At 58.4% G+C, this 18,023-nt stretch carries 18 protein-coding genes; 9 read left to right on the forward strand and 9 right to left on the reverse strand.

Translation table 11 applies throughout. The annotated features are described in order from the left end of the window. Positions 1-3: 3 nt before the first annotated feature. A complete protein-coding gene (locus tag HU765_RS05070) occupies positions 4-384 on the forward strand; it encodes a RidA family protein (RefSeq protein WP_014340863.1) in 381 nt (126 codons plus the stop codon). Positions 385-451: 67 nt separating this feature from the next. Then, positions 452-1,192, forward strand: coding sequence for a hypothetical protein (locus tag HU765_RS05075; protein WP_186546024.1), 741 nt, complete (start codon positions 452-454; stop codon positions 1,190-1,192). Between the two features lie 138 nt (positions 1,193-1,330). Here HU765_RS05075 and HU765_RS05080 read toward each other — a convergent pair whose 3' ends face one another. Then, positions 1,331-2,188: an SDR family oxidoreductase gene (locus HU765_RS05080; RefSeq protein ID WP_186619263.1), complete on the reverse strand. Its 858-nt coding sequence runs from the start codon at positions 2,186-2,188 to the stop codon at positions 1,331-1,333. Positions 2,189-2,376: 188 nt separating this feature from the next. Here HU765_RS05080 and exbB point away from each other — a divergent pair, with 188 nt between their 5' ends. From exbB to HU765_RS05110, 6 genes are all read left to right on the forward strand, one after another. After that, positions 2,377-3,321 carry a tonB-system energizer ExbB gene (gene exbB / locus HU765_RS05085; protein ID WP_186619264.1) on the forward strand — a complete coding sequence of 315 codons (945 nt, stop codon included), beginning with the start codon at positions 2,377-2,379 and terminating at the stop codon, positions 3,319-3,321. 6 nt (positions 3,322-3,327) lie between these two features. Continuing rightward, entirely contained in the window at positions 3,328-3,756 is a 429-nt protein-coding gene (gene exbD, locus HU765_RS05090; protein ID WP_007920333.1) for a TonB system transport protein ExbD, read from the forward strand. Further along, positions 3,753-4,499 carry an energy transducer TonB gene (locus HU765_RS05095; protein WP_186619265.1) on the forward strand — a complete coding sequence of 249 codons (747 nt, stop codon included), beginning with the start codon at positions 3,753-3,755 and terminating at the stop codon, positions 4,497-4,499. Before exbD ends, HU765_RS05095 begins: the two co-directional genes overlap by 4 nt. A 278-nt stretch (positions 4,500-4,777) precedes the next feature. Beyond that, positions 4,778-5,707 carry a hydrogen peroxide-inducible genes activator gene (locus HU765_RS05100; protein ID WP_186546032.1) on the forward strand — a complete coding sequence of 310 codons (930 nt, stop codon included), beginning with the start codon at positions 4,778-4,780 and terminating at the stop codon, positions 5,705-5,707. A 9-nt stretch (positions 5,708-5,716) separates the two neighbouring features. Continuing rightward, positions 5,717-7,792, forward strand: a complete 2,076-nt coding sequence (recG, locus tag HU765_RS05105; protein WP_186619266.1) for an ATP-dependent DNA helicase RecG — start codon at positions 5,717-5,719, stop codon at positions 7,790-7,792. A gap of 79 nt (positions 7,793-7,871) precedes the next feature. Then, entirely contained in the window at positions 7,872-9,272 is a 1,401-nt protein-coding gene (locus HU765_RS05110) for an aminoacyl-tRNA deacylase and HDOD domain-containing protein (protein ID WP_186619267.1), read from the forward strand. A gap of 65 nt (positions 9,273-9,337) precedes the next feature. Here HU765_RS05110 and HU765_RS05115 read toward each other — a convergent pair whose 3' ends face one another. Both HU765_RS05115 and HU765_RS05120 read right to left on the reverse strand, forming a co-directional pair. Next, positions 9,338-11,956: a hypothetical protein gene (locus HU765_RS05115; RefSeq protein ID WP_186619268.1), complete on the reverse strand. Its 2,619-nt coding sequence runs from the start codon at positions 11,954-11,956 to the stop codon at positions 9,338-9,340. Between the two features lie 187 nt (positions 11,957-12,143). Next, positions 12,144-12,521, reverse strand: coding sequence for a helicase (locus tag HU765_RS05120; RefSeq protein ID WP_186619269.1), 378 nt, complete (start codon positions 12,519-12,521; stop codon positions 12,144-12,146). Between the two features lie 431 nt (positions 12,522-12,952). On the opposite strand from HU765_RS05120, the gene HU765_RS05125 reads away from it, so the two are divergent. Continuing rightward, complete coding sequence (locus HU765_RS05125; RefSeq protein ID WP_186619270.1) at positions 12,953-13,225, forward strand: hypothetical protein; 273 nt, start codon at positions 12,953-12,955, stop codon at positions 13,223-13,225. A gap of 115 nt (positions 13,226-13,340) precedes the next feature. On the opposite strand, the gene HU765_RS05130 is transcribed toward HU765_RS05125, so the two are convergent. The 6 genes from HU765_RS05130 to HU765_RS05155 all read right to left on the reverse strand — a co-directional run bounded on the left by HU765_RS05130 (position 13,341) and on the right by HU765_RS05155 (position 17,864). Then, entirely contained in the window at positions 13,341-13,502 is a 162-nt protein-coding gene (locus tag HU765_RS05130) for a hypothetical protein (RefSeq protein WP_186619271.1), read from the reverse strand. A 37-nt stretch (positions 13,503-13,539) separates the two neighbouring features. After that, a complete protein-coding gene (locus HU765_RS05135) occupies positions 13,540-14,175 on the reverse strand; it encodes an N-acetyltransferase (RefSeq protein ID WP_238344648.1) in 636 nt (211 codons plus the stop codon). Between the two features lie 200 nt (positions 14,176-14,375). Beyond that, positions 14,376-14,963 carry a lysozyme inhibitor LprI family protein gene (locus HU765_RS05140; protein WP_346727510.1) on the reverse strand — a complete coding sequence of 196 codons (588 nt, stop codon included), beginning with the start codon at positions 14,961-14,963 and terminating at the stop codon, positions 14,376-14,378. 4 nt (positions 14,964-14,967) lie between these two features. Next, positions 14,968-15,423: a cell division protein gene (locus tag HU765_RS05145; RefSeq protein ID WP_186619273.1), complete on the reverse strand. Its 456-nt coding sequence runs from the start codon at positions 15,421-15,423 to the stop codon at positions 14,968-14,970. Positions 15,424-15,560: 137 nt separating this feature from the next. Next, the gene (locus HU765_RS05150; RefSeq protein ID WP_186619274.1) at positions 15,561-16,925 is read right to left on the reverse strand and encodes a lysozyme inhibitor LprI family protein; all 1,365 of its coding nucleotides are present in this window, start codon (positions 16,923-16,925) and stop codon (positions 15,561-15,563) included. A gap of 99 nt (positions 16,926-17,024) precedes the next feature. Continuing rightward, entirely contained in the window at positions 17,025-17,864 is an 840-nt protein-coding gene (locus HU765_RS05155; RefSeq protein ID WP_186619275.1) for a tetratricopeptide repeat protein, read from the reverse strand. Positions 17,865-18,023: the final 159 nt, after the last annotated feature.

The following is an 18,023-nucleotide window of genomic DNA, read 5'->3' on the forward strand; positions in this document are numbered from 1 at the left end:
TACATGACCAAGACTGTTATCACCAGCGACAAGGCCCCGGCCGCCATCGGCACTTACTCCCAGGCGATCAAGGCAGGCAACACCGTGTACATGTCGGGGCAGATTCCTCTGGACCCAAAGACCATGGAACTGGTTGAAGGCTTCGAAGCCCAGACTGTCCAGGTGTTCGAGAACCTCAAGGCCGTGGCCGAAGCCGCTGGCGGTTCGTTCAAGGACATCGTCAAACTGAACATCTTCCTCACCGATCTGAGCCACTTTGCCAAGGTCAACGAGATCATGGGCAAGTACTTCGACCAGCCCTACCCTGCTCGCGCCGCCATTGGCGTGGCTGCCCTGCCGAAGGGTGCGCAGGTTGAAATGGATGCCATTCTGGTCATCGAGTGATGCGCACGGCGCGGCCTTCAACCGTCGCGCCGACTGCTGCAAGAAAAGGTTTTGAAAGGATTCCACCATGCGCAAAGCGCTAGCTCTCTCGCTGCTCGCCCTCTTCCTTGGCGGCTGCGCCAGCGACCCTGCCGACCGTGACATCAGCGGCACATGGATCAACCAGGTGGCGATCGATGCCGCTGCCAAGGGCGGCCCCCTGCGCGAAGCGCTGCAGGCCTATGGCCCGAACCTGGAGTGGGACGTCAACACCAAGGCCGGTCAGGCCCGCTACACCAACGGTTTTGAAAACGTCGAAGGACGGCTGCTGGGCGAACAGTCCGGTGCCTGGAAAGTCGATTTTTACGGCAGCTCTGCCAGCGAATTGAAACGCGACGGCAACCACCTGCAGCAAGCCGCCAGCGACAACGAACCGGAACAGCTGTTCGACCGCGCACAGATCCCGGTACCTGAAGGCGCGCCGATCGGTGCCAGTTTCGAACGAGCGCTCTACTCGGCGTATCTGGGCGGCAACTGGACCATCGCCAGCGGTCAGGGCGAAGGCGGCACCGTACAGTTCCAGGCCGACGGGCAAGTGACCGGCCTGCCGGGCGCGGATCGGTATGCCTTGTGCCTGGCCGGTGACTGCGCGTCGATGAGCAATGGCAACGACAGCATGTGGTTGCAGCTCAATGGTCAGGGCAATAACTGGATCTTTGTGCGCAAGGGCAAGGAGCTGGAAATCCTGCAAGCAGTCAATACCGCGCTGGCGGATGAGCAGCCGCAGTTTGCGGCGGGTGAGCGCAAGTGGTTGCTGGAGAAGCAGTAACCGTCTCTGAATTCGCAGAAATCCCCCTGTAGGAGTGAGCCTGCTCGCGATAGCGGTGTATCAGTCAATATCGATGTGTCTGATACACCGCTATCGCGAGCAGGCTCACTCCTACAGGGGTTTTGCGAGGCCAGAAAGTCAGCAGCGACCTTCAAGAATCGCTGCGTAACCTTCCCGGTAACTCGGATACTTCGGCACCCACCCCAATGCTTTCGCCCGCGCATTGCTGCAGCGCTTGCTGCCGGTGCGCCGTACGCTGGCGTCGTCGGCCCATTCAGTCACGCCCAGATACTCGCGCAACCAGCCCACCACCTCAGCCAACGGCGCCGGCGCATCGTCGACACCGATGTAGAATTGATCAAGCGCCACACCCTGCCGATCTTTCTCCAGCAGAAACGCCAGCAACCCCGCCGCGTCATCGGCATGAATCCGATTGCCATACAGCGGCGGCTCGACCGCCACGCGATAACCGCGACGCACTTGGGTCAGCAGCCATTCGCGGCCCGGGCCGTAGATACCGGTCAGACGCAACACGCTCGCCGGGATGCCGCTGTTGAGCGCGACCTGCTCGGCCTCGAGCATCAAACGCCCCGAATAACCGGCCGCGACGGTCTCGGAGGTCTCATCGACCCACGCGCCGTCCTGCTGGCCGTACACACTGCTGCTGGAGACGAAGACCAGTCGCTCAGGCACTTGCCCATAGTCGCCCAACCAACTCAGCACATTCTGCAAGCCTTGAACGTAGGCCTTGCGGTAGCCCTCTTCGTCGTGATCGGTCGCCGCAGCGCAATAAACCACATGATCAACGGCGCCTACCGGCCAGGTCGCCGGGCATTCCTCGTTGAACAGGTCGCCGGCAACGCCGATCACACCCTCCGGCAGCCTGGAAACGTCCCGGCGCAGGCCGTAAACGTCCCAACCGGCTGCCAGCAATTGCGTGGCCAGACGACTGCCGACATCACCACAACCGGCAATCAAAACAGAAGGCGCGGACATCAAAAAACTCCCATCAGAAAGGCACAGACTAGCGCTGGCGCAGGACGAACGGCTAGCCATCAAGGAAAAAAAGTTACTCTATTACTTTTGTTAACAAGAATTACTTGCAATAATGCATGCCACTTTTGTTCTCGGCCTCACGAGGCCTGGAAGAGCAATAACGTTTTTCAATCTCAGGTCCGGCCAGCATGACACGTAATCAAACTCCCGCTTCGCCAACCACTCGACCTCGCGCCTGGAGCGCTGTCGCGGCATTGTTGCTCAGCCTGATGCTGGCACCGACCGCCGCTTTCGCCGACGCCCAGGCACCCGCGACGCCAGCCGCCGCCGAACAGAGCGCACCGGCTGCTGCACCGGCGGCCACCGATCCGGTGCAGGCTGTCGATGCGGCAGACGCACCTGAAGTCCTTGAAGCCGACAACACCTTGGGTATGGCCCACGACCTGTCGCCATGGGGCATGTACCAGAACGCCGATATCATCGTGAAAATCGTGATGATTGGCCTGGCCATCGCCTCGATCATCACCTGGACTATCTGGATCGCCAAAGGCTTCGAGCTGATGGGTGCCAAGCGCCGTCTGCGTGGCGAGATTGCCGCACTGAAAAAAGCCACCACCCTCAAAGAAGCCAGCGCCACCGCGGGCAAGGAAGGCACTCTGGCCAACCTGCTGGTGCACGACGCGCTCGAAGAAATGCGCCTGTCGGTCAACAGCCGCGAAAAGGAAGGCATCAAGGAACGCGTCAGCTTCCGCCTCGAGCGCCTCGTCGCTGCCTGCGGTCGCAACATGAGCAGCGGCACCGGCGTCCTCGCTACCATCGGTTCCACCGCGCCGTTCGTCGGTCTGTTCGGTACCGTATGGGGCATCATGAACTCCTTCATCGGCATTGCCAAAACCCAGACCACCAACCTTGCCGTCGTAGCGCCGGGTATCGCTGAGGCGTTGCTGGCCACTGCCCTGGGTCTGGTTGCAGCAATCCCTGCCGTGGTCATCTACAACGTCTTTGCCCGCTCCATCGCCGGTTACAAGGCGCAGGTCTCCGATGCCTCGGCAGAAGTCCTGCTGCTGGTCAGCCGCGACCTCGACCACCAGCCTGAGCGCAGCTCGCAGCCGCACATGGTTAAAGTGGGGTAATCGGCCATGGGCCTGCATTTGAAAGAAGGCGCAGACGACGATCTGGCCGAGAACCACGAAATCAACGTCACGCCGTTCATCGACGTGATGCTGGTGCTGTTGATCATCTTCATGGTGGCCGCACCGTTGGCCACTGTGGACATCAAGGTCGACCTGCCGGCCTCGACCGCCAAACCGGCGCCGCGGCCAGAAAAACCGGTGTTCCTCAGCGTCAAGGCTGATCAGCGTTTGTACATCGGTGACGACGAAGTGAAAGCCGAAACCCTTGGTGCAGTGCTCGACGCCAAAACCCAGGGCAAGAAAGACACCACCATCTTCTTCCAGGCCGACAAAGGCGTGGATTATGGTGATCTGATGAGTGTGATGGACAAATTGCGCTCGGCCGGTTACTTGAAGGTCGGTCTGGTCGGACTTGAGACGGCAGCCAAGAAATGATCACGACGCGCCATAAGCTGACGCGTTACAGCGGTAGCCTGGCCGTGGTGCTGGGCGTTCATGCGCTGGCCATCGCGCTGGCGCTGAACTGGACCAGCCGCCCGCCCATCGAGTTGCCCCCACAGGCAATGATGGTCGAGCTGGCTCCGGTGCCTGCCCCGCCACCGCCGGCTCCGCCGAAAGTCGTCACACCGCCGCAGCCACCGGCTCCGGTTGAAGAATTGCCGATTCCGAAACTGGCCGAAGCACCAAAAGCGGAAATCGCGGTACCGAAACCCAAGCCGAAGCCCAAGCCCAAACCGCCGAAGCCAGTGGAGAAGAAGCAGCCCGAGCCGCCGAAGGAGAAGCCTTCCGAAGAGAAACCGGCCGACACCCAGCCGACCCAGGCACCCACGGAGAAATCCGCCCAGCCTGCGCCGGGTCCGTCGCCAGCACAATTGGCGGCCAAGGCCAGTTGGCAAGGCACCCTGCTCGCGCATTTGGCCAAGTACAAGAAATACCCGGCCAGCGCTCAGGCACGGGGCAAGGAAGGCTTGAACCGTCTGCGCTTCGTGGTCGATGCCGAAGGTAACGTGCTGTCGTTCGAACTGGTAGGGCGCTCCGGCAACGCCGATCTGGACCGGGCGACCCTGGAAATGATCCGCCGCGCCCAACCGCTGCCCAAGCCACCGGCTGACATGCTGAACAACGGCTCGATCGAAATTGTTGCGCCGTTTGTTTATTCGCTCGAACGCCGCCGCTAAGCAACACCGCAATACCCTGTAGGAGTGAGCCTGCTCGCGATAGCGGTATGTCAGACGATGATTTTCTGCCTGATACACCGCAATCGCGAGCAGGCTCACTCCTACAAGGGATCTCTGCAGCCGGGAGATAGGATAATAAAGGCACCGAAAGGTGCCTTTTGCGTATCTGCCAGCGGCAAACCCACCTAGGCAGGTGTCGCACTCAGCCCTCAGTCTGATAACGTGCGTCTATCGATTGCAGCCGGTATGCTTGGCGCGCATCTTCATGGACGCTTGCTATGACCCTCACAGAATTACGCTACATCGTTACCCTCGCCCAAGAGCAGCATTTCGGCCACGCGGCCGAGCGTTGCCACGTCAGTCAGCCGACGCTGTCGGTGGGCGTGAAGAAACTTGAAGACGAACTCGGTGTGCTGATTTTCGAGCGCAGCAAAAGCGCCGTGCGCCTGACCCCGGTCGGCGAAGGCATCGTCGCTCAGGCGCAGAAGGTCCTCGAACAAGCCCAGGGCATCCGCGAACTGGCCCAGGCTGGCAAAAACCAGCTGACCGCACCGCTGAAGGTTGGCGCCATCTACACGGTCGGCCCGTACCTGTTCCCGCACCTGATTCCACAACTGCACCGGGTCGCCCCGCAGATGCCGTTGTACATCGAAGAAAACTTCACCCACGTGCTGCGCGACAAACTGCGCAACGGCGAGCTCGACGCGATCATCATCGCCCTGCCGTTCAACGAAGCCGACGTGCTGACGCTGCAGCTCTACGACGAGCCGTTCTACGTCTTGATGCCGGCCCAGCACCCGTGGACGCAGAAAGAAACCATCGACGCCGGCCTGCTCAACGACAAGAGCCTGCTGCTGCTCGGCGAAGGCCACTGCTTCCGCGACCAAGTGCTCGAGGCCTGCCCGACTCTGACCAAGGGCAACGACGGCGCCAAACACACCACGGTCGAATCCAGCTCGCTGGAAACCATTCGCCACATGGTCGCGTCCGGTCTGGGCATCTCGATCCTGCCGCTGTCGGCAGTGGACAGCCATCACTACGCCCCGGGCGTGATCGAAGTGCGTCCACTGTCAGCCCCGGTACCGTTCCGCACTGTGGCGATTGCCTGGCGTGCGAGCTTCCCGCGGCCCAAAGCCATCGAAATTCTCGCCGACTCCATTCGCCTGTGCTCGGTGGCCAAACCCGCCGCGCCGGTTAAAGCCGGTTAAGCCACGGTCATGACGGAGCTGTCGCAAGTGTCGGTGACGGCACTCAAGGGTGTCGGCGAGGCCATGGCCGAAAAACTGGCCAAGGTCGGCCTGGAGAATTTGCAGGACGTGCTGTTTCACCTGCCGCTGCGTTATCAGGATCGCACCCGTGTGGTGCCGATCGGCGCGCTGCGGCCGGGGCAGGACGCCGTGGTCGAAGGCACCGTCAGCGGCGCCGACGTGGTCATGGGCCGCCGCCGCAGCCTCGTTGTGCGTCTGCAAGACGGCACCGGCGGCCTCAGTCTGCGCTTCTACCATTTCAGCAACGCGCAGAAAGAAGGCCTCAAACGCGGCACGCGGGTGCGCTGCTACGGCGAAGCCCGGCCCGGCGCCTCAGGTCTGGAAATCTACCACCCGGAATACCGCGCGATCACCGGCGACGAACCACCGCCGGTAGACGAAACCCTGACCCCGGTCTACCCGCTCACCGAAGGCCTGACCCAGCAGCGTCTGCGTCAGCTGTGCATGCAGACGCTGACCCTGCTCAAGCCGAGCACCCTGCCCGACTGGCTGCCGGCCGAACTTGCGCGCGACTATCAACTGGCGCCGCTGGCCGACGCGATCCGCTACCTGCACAACCCGCCCGCCGATGCTGATGTCGATGAGCTCGCCCTCGGCCATCACTGGGCGCAGCATCGTCTGGCCTTCGAAGAATTGCTCACCCATCAGCTATCGCAACAGCGTCTGCGTGAAAGCCTGCGTTCGCTACGCGCGCCGGCGATGCCGAAAGCTACCAAGCTGCCACCGAAATACCTGAAGAACCTCGGCTTCAGCCCGACCGGCGCGCAGCAACGGGTCGGCAACGAAATCGCCTATGACCTCAGCCAGCACGAACCGATGCTGCGGTTGATTCAGGGTGACGTCGGCGCAGGTAAAACCGTGGTCGCCGCGCTCGCCGCGTTGCAAGCGCTGGAGGCCGGTTATCAGGTCGCGCTCATGGCACCGACCGAGATTCTGGCCGAACAGCACTTCATCACCTTCAAGCGCTGGCTCGAACCGCTGGGCATTGAAGTCGCGTGGCTGGCCGGCAAGCTCAAGGGCAAGAACCGCGTCGCCGCGCTGGAACAGATCGCCAGCGGCACACCGATGGTGGTCGGTACACACGCGCTGTTTCAGGACGAAGTGCAGTTCAAGAATCTCGCACTGGTGATCATCGATGAACAGCACCGTTTCGGCGTGCAGCAGCGTCTGGCGCTGCGGCAGAAAGGCGTTGGCGGGCGCATGTGCCCGCATCAACTGATCATGACCGCCACACCAATTCCGCGGACGTTGGCGATGAGTGCCTACGCCGATCTCGACACCTCGATCCTTGACGAACTGCCGCCCGGTCGAACGCCGGTCAACACCGTGCTGGTCACCGACACCCGCCGCGTCGAAGTCATCGAGCGAGTGCGCAGCGCCTGTGCCGAGGGCCGACAAGCGTATTGGGTGTGCACGCTGATTGAAGAATCCGAAGAGCTGACCTGTCAGGCCGCCGAAACCACGTTTGAAGACCTCACCGCCGCCCTTGGCGAATTGAAAGTCGGGCTGATCCACGGGCGCATGAAACCGGTCGAGAAAGCCGCCGTCATGGCCGAATTCAAGGCCGGCAACCTGCAACTGCTGGTCGCGACCACGGTGATCGAAGTCGGCGTCGACGTGCCCAACGCCAGCCTGATGATCATCGAAAACCCCGAACGCCTCGGCCTCGCGCAGCTGCACCAATTGCGCGGCCGCGTCGGCCGGGGTAGCGCCGCCAGCCACTGCGTGCTGCTCTACCATCCGCCGCTGTCGCAGATCGGTCGCCAGCGCCTGGGCATCATGCGCGAAACCAACGATGGTTTCGTCATCGCCGAAAAGGACCTGGAGCTGCGCGGCCCCGGCGAAATGCTCGGCACCCGCCAGACCGGCCTGTTGCAATTCAAGGTCGCCGACCTGATGCGCGATGCCGATTTACTGCCCGCCGTGCGTGACGCCGCGCAAGCATTGCTGGAGCGCTGGCCGACCCACGTCAGCCCGTTGCTCGACCGCTGGCTGCGGCATGGGCAGCAATATGGCCAAGTGTGAGCACGGTCGCAGTTTCTGACAGAACCTTCCGAGCAAGCTGGTTATACTCCTGCCATTGTTTCAAAAACGGATACAGACCATGACTGACGCAGCTCTCGCCCCCGAATCCCCGCACGCGCCGTCTGTTATTCGGCTGTTGCTCGGCAAGCTGGGTATCGCCTACGAAGAAGTGCTGGAGCACCACGGCCTCAACGCCTCGCGCAAGGTGCAAGCGGTGTTGCTGGACGATGCCGTGGGCGCGCTGATGGTGCTGTTTCCGCAAAGCCAGTTGCTTGATCTCAATCGCCTCGCCGAGCTGACTGGCCGTCGTCTCACTGCAGTGTCCACCGAGCGCCTGGAAAAGATGCTCGGCAAACACAACCTGAGCCTGCTGCCGGGCCTCCCCGCGCTGACCAGCTCGCCGTGCCTCTATGAAGAAAGCCTGCTGCGCGAGCCGAAGTTGCTGATCAACTCCGGCGAGCCGGGCCTGTTGCTGGAAATCAGCAGCGAAGACTTCAAGACCATGCTGACCAAGGCCAGCGCCGCCAACTTCGGCGAAGCCCTGAGCAGCATTCGCCCCAACCTCGACCGCCCGGACGATGACCGCGAGGAAATCACCCAGGCCGTGCAGGCGTTCACCGCGCGGCGCATCCAGCAGCGTCTGGAAGCGACCATCGAAATTCCGCCGCTGGCTGAAACCGCACAAAAAATCATCAAGCTGCGCGTCGACCCCAACGCCACCATCGACGACATCACCGGCGTGGTCGAAACCGACCCGGCGCTGGCCGCACAAGTGGTGAGCTGGGCCGCATCGCCGTACTACGCTTCGCCGGGCAAGATTCGCTCGGTGGAAGACGCGATCGTTCGCGTGCTGGGGTTTGATCTGGTGATCAACCTGGCGCTGGGCCTGGCTCTCGGCAAGACCCTGAGCCTGCCGAAAGACCACCCGCAGCACACGACGCCGTACTGGCAGCAATCGATCTACACCGCCGCCGTCATCGAAGGCCTGACCCGCGCCATGCCGCGCACCCAGCGCCCGGAAGCCGGCCTGACGTATCTGGCCGGCCTGCTGCACAACTTCGGCTATCTGCTGCTGGCCCACGTGTTCCCGCCGCACTTCTCGCTGATCTGCCGCCATCTGGAGGTCAACCCGCACCTGTGCCACAGCTACATCGAGCAACACCTGCTGGGTATCAGCCGCGAACAGATCGGCTCGTGGCTGATGCGCTACTGGGACATGCCGGATGAGCTGGCCACCGCCCTGCGCTTCCAGCACGACCCAAGCTACGACGGCGCCTACGCCGAATACCCGAACCTCGTCTGCCTGGCCGTGCGCCTGCTGCGCAGCCGCGGCATCGGCTCCGGGCCGGATGAAGATATTCCCGATGCCCTACTCGAACGCGTCGGCCTGAGCCGCGACAAGGCCAACGACGTCGTCAGCAAAGTGCTTGAGGCTGAAGTGCTGTTGCGGGAACTGGCTTCGCAGTTCAGTCAGGGCTGAATGCAAAGCGGGCAAGCAACGCCTTTTGGAGCGAAGCTTGCCCGCGATGTGCCAACCGGCGCGGCTTATGCCGACTCGTCCAGATAACGGATCGCCCAGCCTTTCTCATATCCCGTATCCGTGACGAACACTCCGCCCACCACGATGCGCCCGTCGTCCATTACGGCCATGCCGTGAGGGTATTCAAATCCGTCGTTTTCATTGAAAACGGTGAATCCCGTGCCGAAGAATGAGGTGTCTGGGGAGCCATCCGCCAGGAAACGTGCGGTGACTGCACTGAGATCATCGTCAAGTGCGCCGACACCACTGCCGCCGCAGACGATGATTGAGCCATCCGCTCGCGGCACGCAGTGCAGCCATCTGACGCCTTGGGAGACGGGTAAAGAGATTAGTGGTTGCCCACCATTGAACACTCGATTGTAAGAGCCGCTGAAATTGAGCACTGCAATCAAGCCCTGAGGGACGCCCTCCACCGCCGCACCGCCGGCCACAACGATTTTGTCAGCGACTATTTTCGCAACGTCCAGGCTGATCCATTGGGTATGGACGATGTCTACCACTCCGTTGTTGCCAAAACCTGTGTCAATCTTGCCCGTGGTATCAAACCGAATGACGTAGCCGCCATGAACACTCGCGGCGAAATAATTACCGCAGACCACCACTCCACCGTCGGTATGGGCTGCCACGGATTGCCCGACGGTGTCCGCAGATGAAATGCCTGCAAGCTCCACAAAAGCAAAGCCTGCGCCATTGAATGTCGTGTCAGGTAAACCGTTCGAATCGAATCTCAGAACGATACCTTTACTGCGGCCGGTAACATCCTCAACAGTACTGACGACGACAATTTTTTCGTCCGCTTGTTGAGCGACAGTCCCTGCTGTGCCAGCCGCCGCAGCAGCGCTTGGAGATTCTTCCGCCAATCCGGTATGTCCGCCGCCTCCCATCTCCTCGTAAGCCAGGTAAAGCACACCTTGTTCTGCGAAAGACGTCTCCAGTTGCCCGTCCTCGCGCTGTCTGACTAGCGCCAGGCCCGCTGAGTAATTTTCGCCTTCCGCGGTGTACTGAGCCACAACCAGCCAGCCGCCATCGCTAAGTGGCGTAAAGCCGAGGATGCGGCTCATGAAGAAGTCATCTTTCAGCCTGATCTCGACATAGCCGCTGTTCTGCCCGCCGAAGGCTCTGTCGAGTGCACCGTTTTCAAGCAGACGGACGATTTGCGTAGGCGCGCCGGCCGTCGAGAGGCGAACGGCAACCAGCAGTTTTTTTTGCGGCAGCGCCAGCAGCGCCCGCACGTCGTACCCTGTGAACCCGGGAAATGGAAATCTCTGGATGCCGCCGTCGCCGAACGTCGGGTCGTTGCTTCGAGTCGCGGAGCCGGCCAGGTAGCGCACGACCCGTCCTTTCACTATGGATGGATCAGCAAAATTCGACAGCCCGATACAGACGACGATCCGACCGTCGTCCAGCACTGCCAGACCTCGCGCACCGGCGTCCCCAGCGCTGTCTTCAAACAGCGCATGTCCCGTACCGTTGAAGGCCGTGTCTGGTTTTCCGTCAGCGAGAAAACGCGCCGTCACCACGGCCGTTTCACCCTGACCGACAACGATGATCGAACCACCCAGTTGCGAGCATTGCGCCCACGCCAACCCTTTTACCAACGGTGAAAAAACCGGTTTGCCACCATTGAACACAAGATTGGCAGCACCGCTGGCGGTAAATGCGGCGCTCAGGCCACCGCGGACACCGTTACGCAAGGCTTGGCCTGCAACAACGATCCGGCCATCGCTTTCACGCACCGAGACAGATTGCAGATAGTTCTCGCCCTCGTCGTCGGGAATCAGCACAGCCAGGCCATTGTTGAATTGATTGTCCAGCGTGCCACTCGCATCCAGACGCGCCACAAAAATTCCGTTGCCTCCCGATCCGTCCCGATATGAACCGCAGAGCACCACTTTGCCATCGGCTTGAACGGCGATGCCGCTGGCGGTGTTCGAGATGGCGCCGATATCCAATTCGACATAACCGGTACGATTGAAAGATTGATCGAGCAAGCCATCCGCCAGCAGGCGTATGACCATAGCCACTGGTGGCAGTGGCGACTCATCCTTGAACACGGGATGGAGCAAGATCATCGTGCCATCCGCCTGCACGATCACTGCCTGCGACGAAGCCTGCGCAGTCTGAGAGGACCTGGTGCTCGGGTGACTCGCCTCGCGCGGCGTGCTGGCGGGCTGGGGAACGCCATAATAGGAGATAAACCGCACGCCTTCGGTGCCAAACGACTTGTCCGGTTCACCGGTATTTTTCAGGCGGACCAGTGCCAGGCCAACGTCATTTGAAGTGTTCGAGAAATACTGAAGGTGCAGCAGCCAATCGCCACCCTCAAGCGCCTCGATACCCGATACATGACTGATTCGAGCACCATTCAACGCTATTTCAACGAAACCTTTGCCTGCTGTACCGAACGTCGCGTCCAGCGAGCCATCCTCATTCAGTTTTGCAATGGCAACCGGAGCATCCGCTCCGGTGACAGGTATCGCAACCAAGAGTTTTTTATCGGGAAGCGCTAGAACGGCCCCCGCTTCGTCGCCCGTGATGCCAGGTAGCGGTAAGGCCAACACGCCGCCCTGAGCAAATGTCGGATCAAGGGACTTGGGGGTCGAAAAACTTTTTGCCAGTGCCATGAGCTTGCTCCATCAAGTCAGTGAAGTCCCTGTACGGGAACCGGAACCTGAGTAGAGCATCGCTATTGCAGGCAAAACACCTGACAGAAATGACAGTTCAAGCGTCTTTACGAGCCTGAATTATGGCTTCACGAGACAAAGCACGCTGTCACTCAGGACGCATGCCTGGACTTGGTCAATCCATTTCTTACGCTTTCGCCTTCCTCGGCTTCAAATACTTCATCAATCCCTGAAACCACATCACCAGCGCCGGGTTGCCCTTAAGCTGAATCGACTTGTCCTGAATCCCCTGCATAAACGCCAACTGCTTGTTCTTCGCCTGCATCGTCGCAAAGCCATAACCCGCATCTTTAAACGCAATCGCAAACGCCGGCTCCGCCACCACGCCGGACTTGCTGGTGATGCGCTGATCCTTGATCACGAAATGCCGTGCCACTTTCCCGTCCAGCGTCTGTAGCTGAAACACCAGATCCTTGTCACCCAACTGCTGCTGGAACGCCGGATTGGTCCGGCTGGCCTTGGCCATCAACAAACCCATCATCCACAGAAGAAAACGAAATTTCATGCGCACAGCCTCAAAAGGAAAATGAACGGCCGAGGCAGTGTAAGGGATTCGGACGATAACGCCAGTATCTGCTGTCAGTGGAAGATGATGCAGGCAATTTCCTGCACGATGACCGCCAAGTCACGATAAGTATTTTTGTCCCTGATCGTTCCCACGCTCCCGCGTGGGAATGCATCCCGAGACGCTCCGCGTCTCACCCTTCACCTTTCCTACACCTGAAGAAACACATCCCTGTAGGAGCTGGCGAAGCCTGCGATCTTTTTACCTTCCGGCCCGCAAACCTATGGGAAATTTCCTGCAACTGCCGGGCTGTCTGTGAACCAGGCGAGTTGGCTGGCTAGCGATAGGCTCTGTTTGTCGCCGCAAAATCGGTGGCCGGATGTGCAAGTCCGAACTCGGGAAGATCAATTAACTGCCCAGGATTTACACCGATGACCGATGAAACATTCATTACTGAAGCAACCTCGCCCTACGAATCCCCAAATTCGAAGAAATTCCACGATGCCGCCGAACGTGCCCTCGACCATCACTTCAAACCGCCCACCGAACCCCACCCCAAACGCGAAACCGGCCTAGAGCCGTGTAGATCGTCGGCCAAGTCGCAGGCGATGACGGCCCTGAGCAGAATGGCGGATGGGGTGCGATTGATGGTGGAAGGGACGCTTGATCATATTGAGGTGAAGAGCGCGGCGGCGAAGCCGTAGCGGGATTTGCGGATGAAAAAAAGGGGACGTTAAGTCCCCTTCCAACAATGTCTGTAAAAATCCAGACATAAAAAAGCTGCCAACGAGGGCAGCTTTTTACAAAGTTCCGAAAGCTTCAACCGGCCAGTCGACCGACAGGCTCAAAATGAATGCCTTTTGACAGTGCAGCATCCAGAAAGCGGCTGCGCTTACCGGTGCGTTTGGCCAAGACTTCACGAGCTTCAGCCTGGAACCGGGCAGCCATCAAAGGCTTGGGTTCGTGTTTGGACTTTTTCATGGAAACCTCTCGGGTCTCGAAATTTGACTGGATAGTATTACCGCTCAACCGCAATAACAAGCCGGCCCGTCGGATCAAAGCCAAACCCTAAATTCTCGTATAGGGGTATAGCGCCGACTGCCGGCTCTTGAACTTCAATTTCTGTACAGCCAATCAAGAGAGCGTAGTTTTCAATCGCGGTTAATGCCAAAGCAGCCACTGTGCCCCGCAACGGATGGGATCTTTCCGGCTTGCCCTCCAGAATCACGATCTTGATGCATAGTTTGCTCTTGCGCGGTGACGCATAACACAACCCACACAATTCGTGGTTGAACCAAAGCGAGACATCAAAGCCACGGGGGTCAGCCTGTTTCCATTGATGCACATCGTGCCACGGGTACAGCGTAGCCTCATCACCCCAAAGCTCGGCAGCTTCGATGGCAAAGGGAGTAATAGGCTCATACCGAATTTGAGTAGTTTCGATACCTCGGATTTTTAGATTCTGGCTTTCACGCGCCATATCTTCCGCAGCCTTGCGCGCCTCAGATCGCCAGATCTGATAGCGATACCCGTTACCTCGAATCTTGGACATGGACAACCACTGGCAATCTTCAAAGGCCATGAGGGTAGCGCCGTTTCCAAGCTTCTGAATATAAACAGAAATAACCTGACACTGATTACTTGGTCCGAGCATTCCGCAGCCTTCGAGCCTCAACCGCCGACGCAGTCGCTCATCAGCAGGACGTAAAAGGCTAGTGAAGCAACGCTTGACCACGTTGAAGTACCGAACGTGGCAACCGCCTTAGTTGTTTAGAAACTTCACTGTGGGCAGTCAGTGGTACTAGCGGAAGAGCAGAGATAAACGCAGGCGAAAACTTCGAATCGAAAACTCCTTTAACGATTCATAGGTAACTGAAAGCGCATCCGCACCCTGCAATTCGCAAAATTCTCACGGAACAAACGCTCGCTCATTTTGCAGTGCCCATCCGCGTATTGCTTCCAAAGCGGATCATCGAGCTCTTCCCCTCCCAGCCGCTCAATCGAGGCCGCTAAATTTCTCTCACGATCCTTCCCTGCAGTCGCAGACGCCGCTTTGTAAAAACCGTCCAGCGGTAAGCCCGTTTGTAGAGCAATCAATTCACCCAAACGGGCGTTGGTCGTTTGCACAAGGCACCCGAGCTTCTCGATCGGCGCCTCAGCGCCCGGCAAAGCGGCTTGATAGAGTTCTTCACAAAACGACTCTTTGAAGCGCACCCACTGCTTCTGGACATCTTTCAGATGGTTCTGCTCCGCTGGAACCAGACTAGTCAGCGCTTTCCTGTATTGCTCATTCAAGACAGCATCGACTTTCTCGAAAGTTTGCTGACCGCAAATGATCAAGTCCGGATTGGAAAAGCTGTCTGGGTTGCAGGCTTCTCCAGCAAACAATGCGGAGGAAGAAGCAGAGATCAAGCAACCGAGAAGAATCGAAAATACTTTCACGCTGTCACTCCTTCCCTTGACGGTCATGTCTGTACAGCCAAAACAGCGGCGGCAACAACACCAACAGCGCAAAACCATCAAGCCACACGTGCGACCAGACCTGCTGTTGCGCCGAGAGCCACATGTCCTGCGGCGCCCATAACAGGATTCCCGCGATCAACCAGCCCCACACTGCCGGGATTTTCAAGCGATTGCCCAGGTGCACCAGCGCGAGCATGTACAGCGAATAACTTTGCAGCGTCGCGCCGAACAGCGCGAGCCACCAGACCTGTTGTTCGTGGCCGGCGGCGGGTACCGCATCGGCACCCCAGAACGACAGTTCGAGGAGTTGCAGGTAGCCATCGAGCAAGCCGGAGTCACCGGCCCAGGTCAGGGTAAGACCGGCGAGGATGTGCGTGATCGCAGCGGCGTATAGCCAAAGCACCAATGCTGGGCGAAGCGAGGAAGAGGGGGCTGGCATTCCGTGTCCTGAGCGCGTTCCTTGGGGGTGGGGAGTTTAAAGGAAAAGCGGGGGTGTCAGATGCTCAAAAATTAAACGTTTTACCCTGCCTGATTCAGGCTCGGTGCGTGCGAAAAAGCATCAAGCATTAGCCTGCTTCAAATGCAGTGACTTGCCTTGATCGGCTCTGTGCCGAGCGAGCCTAATCGTTTCAACTGCTCCATCGCTTGGGGATCTTTGTCGGCCGCCATTTGATAACAAGCCAGTGCGCGTGACATATCCTTTGTCCCTAAGTCTCCCGCCTCGAACGTAGAAGCCAGATAAATCATCGCTTCCGTTGAACCCATCTTAATTGCGCGAATGACCTGCTCTTCTGCCTGCTTGGGATGAAGGCAAGGACCGTTGTAGTCGGTGGAGTTTCCGATGCAAAAAAACGTGGCATAGGCCAACGCGCCGCGCGGTATTTTCGATGCAGCTTTGAACAGCGCCTCGACCTTAGGGGTTTCCAATTGAGATGCCATTTGCGAAAGACTAAGGCTTGCCGCCGACAGGCTCGCCTGTGCATCACCCGACTCTGCAGCACACACAAAATTTTCCAGGGACGCTTCAATCAACTCCGCAGTCAGCCGGTATTGCTCGAGAGACCCTAGCCCACCCAACGCTTCTGCACGCTGATAACAGAAGTTCTCGGCGCGGCTCATTCCCGGGCTCTCTGTTGCGACAAGATCCTTCTCACTGATCGACCAATCCTCAATCCCCTCAAGCACCCAGCACGCCTGACGAGAGAAGTTGAAGATTTTCACATTGCTGTTGCCTGCCCTTTTATCCACCACATTGACGTGACTGTCATCGACCTCTTCGATTTCGACTCCAGGTGTCTTGCCGGGCGTGATTGCAGCCATCAGCGGATAGTTGAAAGTAGCTCCACTGACTCCCGAGGTCGAAGGCTCAAAGGTACTTCGATCCTTCCCCGCTACCGGTTTCAACACCAGCGACTTGACCGTCATAGCAGTGAGCCGACGTTGTGATTCGCTGTTGGCGGAAAACGCTTTCAGAAAAGGAGCGAACTCCTCCGACGGGCAAGCGCCGCTGGCAGGGGACATCGAAGCGCTCTTATCGGATGCAAGCGCAGGGGCGATCTTGTCCAGATACAGCGAGCGCTCGCGGCTCATTCTGGCGATGCAAGAGTTGACGGCGAATACATGCGCCGGCATCCCCGTCTCGATCTCGAACGCCTCCAAAGGGCAGTTCGCATCGCGCAACTTCAGCCATGCACGCTGCGACTCTTTGACCTTCGCTGCGAACTCTGCGCCCAACGCTGGATCTGCTCGATAGCCAGACTCAAGCCGCGACATCAATTGCTTGTAGCTGAGGTTCAACTGCGCATCGGCAGATTTCTTTTCCGCCTCCGAGCAGGGCAACATTTCCAGACTTGAGGTGACGTGGTTGCAGTCGTCCTGCGCATAGACCAATGAAACTGGCAGCAGCAGCGCGGCTAGCAGGGTAAAAACAAAACGGTTCACTGTGTTCATCCTTGAGTCATTCAGGCTTTGCGTTTGGCAAATGGAACACGTACGGCTGTGGTGCGTATGCCGGCCAGCATCGCGGCTTCCCTGGTGCTGTTATTTTGCCCGCTCAGCAACGCGCGCAGGTACTTTGCCGGCCTTACCTTCCGCGATCATAGCGTCAGAGTATTTTTTGTAATACTGCGCAGCCTCGGAAGTTTTTTTCAAATTCCACAAAGAGTCCGCGATATTCAGCATCAGCACAGTCCGCTTACCGACTACTTCGATACCCCGGTAAATCTTCAGCGCGGACGAATCATCACCTGCTTGTGCCAGATAGAAGCCAACATCGTTCAAGGCCTGGACGTTTTTAGGGGCTGGATAGCAACTCATATAAGAGTCGGGACCCATGAATAGCTGGGCTTTTACAGCAAGCCCTTTCGCAGATGCATTAGCTATCGTCGCCACTGACTTCATTAAGTTACCAGGGGAAATCGTTTCCAACTTTGGCGCGATCACCTCTCCCCCATCAGCCAACCAATTTCCATCCTTCCAACTTCCAGAACAAGCTTCAGCAGGACGTGATAAAAGTACGCAACCAGTATCCATTGAAACCATATCGCAATAGTTATTCTCGGTGGCCTCCACATCTTGCCCCTTGCTTAGCTCTCCAAATACAGTCCGCTGAACCATCGCATATTTTCTGTTGGGTGAAAGAGAATCAGAGTTAATGCCTACGCCAATGGAAGATTCGACCCCAGTCTCGTATAAATCATAGCTGCTATTCATCTTGGTAAAGGTGGCACGCTTCCAAACAGCGGCATTTTGATCCCAAGTAGAAAACTTGAGCGCCGTACCATCGTCACCCGTCAGACTTGAATCTGCGGCATTACAAAAAGACCCGATTGAAAACAGCAGACATGTACCGATAAAAAACTTAGCTTTTAACACTTTCACAGCCCTGCCTTTAAGAGGCGATCTTGTTTTCTTCAAAAGCTAGCGATCCCTATCATATAGGTAAATAGCTAGCCATTTACATAATCGATAAAGATCATAACAGGCGAACATATTTATGCATCGAATTGAATAAACGAGACAGATCTATTCTTAGTTTAG

This window comes from Pseudomonas sp. SWRI81 (assembly GCF_014268545.1).
Taxonomy (GTDB): Bacteria; Pseudomonadota; Gammaproteobacteria; order Pseudomonadales; family Pseudomonadaceae; genus Aquipseudomonas; species Aquipseudomonas hamedanensis.

Excerpts from the sequence above, each read along its gene's own strand:
- HU765_RS05130 (WP_186619271.1), bottom strand. The coding sequence starts at position 13,502 with ATGAAAAAGTCCAAACACGAACCCAAGCCTTTGATGGCTGCCCGGTTC.
- HU765_RS05080 (WP_186619263.1), bottom strand. The coding sequence starts at position 2,188 with ATGTCCGCGCCTTCTGTTTTGATTGCCGGTTGTGGTGATGTCGGCAGT.
- HU765_RS05125 (WP_186619270.1), top strand. The coding sequence starts at position 12,953 with ATGACCGATGAAACATTCATTACTGAAGCAACCTCGCCCTACGAATCC.
- HU765_RS05135 (WP_238344648.1), bottom strand. The coding sequence starts at position 14,175 with ATGCTCGGACCAAGTAATCAGTGTCAGGTTATTTCTGTTTATATTCAG.
- HU765_RS05075 (WP_186546024.1), top strand. The coding sequence starts at position 452 with ATGCGCAAAGCGCTAGCTCTCTCGCTGCTCGCCCTCTTCCTTGGCGGC.
- HU765_RS05120 (WP_186619269.1), bottom strand. The coding sequence starts at position 12,521 with ATGAAATTTCGTTTTCTTCTGTGGATGATGGGTTTGTTGATGGCCAAG.
- HU765_RS05100 (WP_186546032.1), top strand. The coding sequence starts at position 4,778 with ATGACCCTCACAGAATTACGCTACATCGTTACCCTCGCCCAAGAGCAG.
- exbD (WP_007920333.1), top strand. The coding sequence starts at position 3,328 with ATGGGCCTGCATTTGAAAGAAGGCGCAGACGACGATCTGGCCGAGAAC.
- HU765_RS05110 (WP_186619267.1), top strand. The coding sequence starts at position 7,872 with ATGACTGACGCAGCTCTCGCCCCCGAATCCCCGCACGCGCCGTCTGTT.
- HU765_RS05070 (WP_014340863.1), top strand. The coding sequence starts at position 4 with ATGACCAAGACTGTTATCACCAGCGACAAGGCCCCGGCCGCCATCGGC.
- HU765_RS05115 (WP_186619268.1), bottom strand. The coding sequence starts at position 11,956 with ATGGCACTGGCAAAAAGTTTTTCGACCCCCAAGTCCCTTGATCCGACA.
- HU765_RS05145 (WP_186619273.1), bottom strand. The coding sequence starts at position 15,423 with ATGCCAGCCCCCTCTTCCTCGCTTCGCCCAGCATTGGTGCTTTGGCTA.
- recG (WP_186619266.1), top strand. The coding sequence starts at position 5,717 with ATGACGGAGCTGTCGCAAGTGTCGGTGACGGCACTCAAGGGTGTCGGC.
- exbB (WP_186619264.1), top strand. The coding sequence starts at position 2,377 with ATGACACGTAATCAAACTCCCGCTTCGCCAACCACTCGACCTCGCGCC.
- HU765_RS05095 (WP_186619265.1), top strand. The coding sequence starts at position 3,753 with ATGATCACGACGCGCCATAAGCTGACGCGTTACAGCGGTAGCCTGGCC.